Source organism: Actinomycetota bacterium (assembly GCA_019347675.1).
Classification (GTDB): Bacteria; Actinomycetota; Nitriliruptoria; order Nitriliruptorales; family JAHWKO01; genus JAHWKW01.
Genome location: JAHWKW010000052.1, coordinates 1 through 4,815, shown reverse-complemented (window position 1 = coordinate 4,815; position 4,815 = coordinate 1). Strand labels below are relative to the sequence as shown.

The following is a 4,815-nucleotide window of genomic DNA, read 5'->3' as shown; positions in this document are numbered from 1 at the left end:
CACCGAGAGGTAGCCCCCCTGCAGGGAGCAGAGCCGGCGCGCGATGGCCAGGCCCAGGCCGCTGCCTACGGGCGCGCCGGTGGCGCACCCGCCCTGGCGGAAGCGCCCGAAGACCTCCGTCCGCTCGGGCGCCGGCACGCCCGGGCCGCTGTCGGCCACCTCGATGCGCGCGCCGTGCGGTCCTGGGCTCAGGCTGCAGCGCACGACGCCGCCGTGGGGTGTGAATTTGACCGCGTTGGCCAGCAGGTTGCTGACCACCGTGGCGAGCTTCTCCTCATCGATGCGCGCCGGCCACGACGCGGGCACCCGCACCTCCCAGCGCAGCCCGCGGCGGGCGGCCAGCGCGGCGAAGGCGCCGGCGCTCTCGCGCACCACGAGCGCCAGGTCGCGGTCGGCCGGCTCGGCCCTCCAGCCCTTGTCGTCCAGGCGGGCGAGGTCGAGCAGTTCGTTGACGCGCTTGAGCACCGTCAGCGCGCAGGCACGCACCTCGCGCAGGTCAACGAGCTGGCCGGCATCCAGACCGCCGGAGTCCAGCAGCCGGTCGGCACGGCTGAGCAGCAGCGTCAGCGGCATGCGCAGTTCGTGGGTGTCATTGACCACGCGTCGACGGAGCTGGGCGATGGCTGGCCCGCCTCCCTGCTCCCGTTTGCTCCCAGACACTCCGGACCTCGCTGTCCTGGTTGTCGGGCGACCAGCTCGTTTGCCACAGGCTGCCCCCGTCGGGTCACATAGAACACCATTGCGCCAATTTTCGGGGGGGATCTTCTTCACCTACCAGGCTCATCCGCGGGGACGTCCGTCCTTTTTCCGCCTTGACCGCCGCGGCCCGTCCGCGGACCATCGCCCTCCACCGCAGCGAAGAACACGCTCGAGACATTGGCTGCGAGCGTTCGTCGCGGCCAAGAGCCGAGAGGCCGTCCCCCCGGACCTCGAGGCGGTGCGGGAGGGCCACCCAGCCCCCGGGTGGTCCTCCCGCTTGTTCGATCGGTCCGTCCGAAAGCCGCAATGGACCTTTTTCAGTCTTGACGGTCGACGAGCCATCGGCAAACTCGTCGTTAGGGCCCATGCAGAGGCCCCACGGAAGGCACGGAAGGACGCCGACCCCCACCGTCTCGGTGGCCGTCGTGCCGACGACATCCATAAGGAGGTTTTTGCATGAGACGTGCCATCGCGTCCTGCCTGTGCCTGGCCGCGCTCGTCGCCGTCATGGCGTCCGCTGTGGCGGTCGCCGGAGGAGACAAGAAGGATGAACCGACGGCGGACGGGAACTTCACCTGCCGAGCTAGCGCCCTGCGGGTGACCTCGCCGCTGGTCAACTCCGAGCCGATTGTGGCCAACCGCGCAAACGACCCGTGCATGGACGACTTCGCGCAGCTGGCCAACGTGACGATCGGCGACATCGCTCGAGCCGACCTCGCCAACGCGCAAACCGACAACGAGCCCGGCGGGGCGACATCCTCCGCGTCGACGACAAACGCTGTCGTGAACGTGGGGGACACCGTCGTCACCGCCGACGTCTTGGAGTCGCAGGCCTCGGTGACCTGCGAGGCCGGCCAGCCGGTGTTCGCGGGCTCTTCCAGGATCGTCACCCTGGTCATCAATGGGGAGCCGGTCACCATCGAGGCACCGCCCAACACGGTCATCGACGCCTCGCCGCTGGTCAAGGTCGTCATCAACGAGCAGATCCAGACAGCTGATCGGCTGACCGTGCGGGCGATCAGGGTGACGTCGGAGGCGCTCGCGACCGAGGTCGTGGTGTCCGAGTCGATCGCCGACGTGCACGGCAACCCGTGCGCTCCGGCGAAGCCGCCGCAGTGCAGCGATGGCATCGACAACGACGGGGACAAGCACATCGATTTCCCCGAGGACCACGGTTGCTCGTCCCCCGAGGACGACGACGAGTCCGACGATCCCAAGAAGACCACGCAGTGCAGCGATGGCATCGACAACGACGGGGACAAGCACATCGATTTCCCCGAGGACCACGGTTGCTCGTCCCCCGAGGACGACGACGAGTCCGACGATCCCAAGAAGACGAGTAAGAAGAAGTGAGGATGGGACGCGACCGAAGGTTGGCTCGTTGGGCGACATCCCTGCCGCCCGGTCGGGCCGGGTTCCGGTGGCCTGCGTCCCTTCTCGCCGTGCTTCTGCTGGCCGCGGGCGCTCAGGCGCCCGCGGCCTCGGGGGCGCAGCCCGTGCCCCCCGACCTCGTATCGGACCCACCGGGTGCCAGCGCCCCGCCCGAGGTGTTCACCGACGACCAGGGAGACCGGTTGCTTCTGCGCTTCGACGGCTTCGTCCACAATCGCGGCCTTGGACCACTCGAGTTGCGTGGATTCGACCGTGTCGGGACCGAGATGACGACCGTCGTCCAGCGGATCAAGACCAGTAAGCGTCGCTGGGTCGATCACGTCGTCTCTCCCGAGGCCAAGATCCGCTACGAGCCCGCCGACGGGCATGACCACTGGCACCTGGGCGCCGCGGCGCGCTACTCGCTGTGGACCGTCGACCGCAGCGCCGAGGCCGCACCCTCCCAGAAGGTGGGCTTCTGCCTCGTGGACTCCCAGCGCGTCGACGCGCACGGGCCCGTCTCGCCCACCTACACGGTCTCGAGCATCGAGTTCTGCCGGGAGGACCAACCGGCTACACGTGAGGTGCTCATGGGTATCTCACCGGGGTGGAGAGACGTCTACGGAAGGGCGCTCGCCTTCCAGTGGGTCGACGTCTCGGACGTCGCGCCAGGCGAGTACTGGTTGCGCTCTGACGCGGATCCCGACGATGTGATCCTCGAGACCGACGAGCTCAACGACGGGGCCTTCGCGACGTCGACGTCGATCGTCAATGGTTACCTCGCCCGCCCCGTGGACCGCGGCACGGTGAGTGCGCTCGCGCCCTCGACGATCACGCTGAAGGCCACGCGCTTTGACGATCGGTTCTCCGGCGGCCCCGGCGCGCTCGAGTTCAAGATCGTCACCCCGCCGGCCAAGGGCACGCTCGACCGTCCGGTGGGGGTCTGGTTCTCCGGAGCGGACGTGAGCTACCTACCCCACTTGGGCGCCAGCGGGCCGGACAGCTTCACCTTCGCCGCGCGCGACGCGTCCAGCGCCTTCCCCCGGACGCCGCGCACCGCGGCGGTGTCACTCACGCTGGGCGGGCTTGCCTCAACCCGATCGCTGGCCGTCTCCGGGGCGCCGCAGCAGATCCACACTTCGACCGCGACGCACTTGGACGCGATCGGTTCCGGCTCGCGCGACGGGGTGGCGTGGAGGGTCAACGGCGTTCCTGGTGGCGACTCCCGTGTCGGCACGATCTCGCCCGACGGCGAGTACGTCGCCCCGGCCACGGTCCCCGCCGGTGGCCGCGTGGTGGTCAGCGCCGTCAGCCCGGACGGCGCCCGCGCGCTGTCGACGCTGCGAGTCGTCGATCCGCCCGCCCCCCGGCCTGCGCCACTCGAGCGATGATCAGCTGGGGCTGCCTGGATCCGGTTCCCGGGAGACTCCAGGCGGGCGGGTCGGCGCGCTACCAGGCCTGCTGCTCGCCGCAGCGCGGGCAGCCCACCGAGGCGGTGACGGGCGCCTCGAAGAGGTAGCCGCAGCCGCAGGTGAACACCGCACGGTCGTCGGGGCCGCCCGCGTCGCGCAGGCGCCGCTCGTCCGGGCGCATCGGCTCGGGCGGCGGCGGCGCCGGGGGCACGACGTGCAGGCGCCGGCGGCGGCCCAGGGTGGATTCGCTGAGGCTCTTGGATCGCATGGGTACCACCTGTCATCGACAACAACGCCACCGGACCCCAATGGTTTCTCGCCAACCTCGCGATCCGGTGACCGGGTGGAGGGCGTTGTTCTGGGATACTGGGCTGGCCGATGGATCCCTCCCGCAAGCGTACGATCCGCCTGGGGGTCGCCCTGGGCGCGGCGGTGCTCCTGGCCGCCGCGCTGGTCTACACGAGCTTCTCGGCCTCCAGCGAGGCCCGCACTCCCAGCCAGCTGGGCAGCGCCCAGGCCGGGGTGTCCTACCAGCTCACCGGGAAGGTCGTCGAGGGGTCGGTGCAGCGCACGCCGGAGGGGATCGACTTCGAGGTCCGCGACCGCGACGGCGCCCGGGCCGTGCCGGTCAGCTACCAGGGCGTGGTGCCCGACCCCTTCCGTGAGGGGCGCGAGGTGATCGTCACCGTCCAGCGCCAGGGGGACGTCTTCGTGGGCGAGCGTGACTCGCTCATCACCAAGTGTCCCTCGAAGTTCACCACCGACGAACAGCCCAGCTAAGTGGCCGAGGTCGGCCGGGCGGCGCTGATCCTGGCGCTGGGCGTCGCGGTCTACGGCATCGGCGCCTCGTTGTACGGCGGGCGCACGGGCCGCGCCGACATCGTCGCCTCCGGCCGGCGCGCGGCCTACGCGGTGGCCCTCCTCTCCGTGGTGGCCTTCGCCATCCTCGAGGCCGCGTTCCTGCGCAGCGACCTGTCCTTCGCGGTCGTGGCCGGGCACTCGTCGACGACCACGCCGACCTTCTACCAGGCCACGGCGGTGTGGTCCTCCCAGGAGGGCTCGCTGCTGCTGTGGCTGACGCTGCTGAGCCTGTGGTCGGCCCTGGTGCTCTTCCTCACCCGTCGCCAGCTGCGCGACGTCGCGCCCTACGCCACCGCGGTCCTGCTGGGCCTGGGCGCGTTCTTCGCCGGGTTGCTGATCTTCCTGGAATCGCCGTTCACGGTGCTGGCCAACCCGCCGGTGGAGGGCGCCGGGCTCAACCCCCTCCTGCGCAGCCCGTCGATGATGACCCACCCCCCGATGCTGTACTCGGGGTACACGCTCTTCACGATCC

6 protein-coding genes are annotated in these 4,815 nt (G+C 70.4%); 4 read left to right on the top strand and 2 right to left on the bottom strand.

Annotated features, from left to right (window positions below; genetic code table 11):
• On the bottom strand, window positions 1–573 hold a 573-nt coding region (locus tag KY462_16585), incomplete at its 3' end, for a HAMP domain-containing histidine kinase (GenBank protein ID MBW3579316.1).
• A gap of 582 nt (window positions 574–1,155) precedes the next feature.
• Between KY462_16585 and KY462_16580 the strand changes: the two genes are divergently transcribed.
• Both KY462_16580 and KY462_16575 read left to right on the top strand, forming a co-directional pair.
• The gene (locus KY462_16580; protein ID MBW3579315.1) at window positions 1,156–2,052 is read left to right on the top strand and encodes a hypothetical protein; all 897 of its coding nucleotides are present in this window, start codon (window positions 1,156–1,158) and stop codon (window positions 2,050–2,052) included.
• A gap of 143 nt (window positions 2,053–2,195) precedes the next feature.
• Window positions 2,196–3,461 carry a hypothetical protein gene (locus KY462_16575; GenBank protein MBW3579314.1) on the top strand — a complete coding sequence of 422 codons (1,266 nt, stop codon included), beginning with the start codon at window positions 2,196–2,198 and terminating at the stop codon, window positions 3,459–3,461.
• A gap of 58 nt (window positions 3,462–3,519) precedes the next feature.
• On the opposite strand, the gene KY462_16570 is transcribed toward KY462_16575, so the two are convergent.
• Window positions 3,520–3,750 carry a hypothetical protein gene (locus KY462_16570; GenBank protein ID MBW3579313.1) on the bottom strand — a complete coding sequence of 77 codons (231 nt, stop codon included), beginning with the start codon at window positions 3,748–3,750 and terminating at the stop codon, window positions 3,520–3,522.
• A 110-nt stretch (window positions 3,751–3,860) separates the two neighbouring features.
• On the opposite strand from KY462_16570, the gene KY462_16565 reads away from it, so the two are divergent.
• On the top strand, window positions 3,861–4,262 hold the full coding sequence (locus KY462_16565; GenBank protein MBW3579312.1) for a cytochrome c maturation protein CcmE: 402 nt from the start codon (window positions 3,861–3,863) through the stop codon (window positions 4,260–4,262).
• Window positions 4,263–4,815, top strand: a 553-nt coding sequence (gene ccsA / locus KY462_16560; protein ID MBW3579311.1) for a cytochrome c biogenesis protein CcsA, incomplete at its 3' end; no start/stop codon positions are given.

Bases quoted from the DNA above. Each gene is read 5' to 3' on its own strand.
- KY462_16570 (MBW3579313.1), bottom strand. From the start codon at position 3,750: ATGCGATCCAAGAGCCTCAGCGAATCCACCCTGGGCCGCCGCCGGCGC.
- KY462_16565 (MBW3579312.1), top strand. From the start codon at position 3,861: ATGGATCCCTCCCGCAAGCGTACGATCCGCCTGGGGGTCGCCCTGGGC.
- KY462_16580 (MBW3579315.1), top strand. From the start codon at position 1,156: ATGAGACGTGCCATCGCGTCCTGCCTGTGCCTGGCCGCGCTCGTCGCC.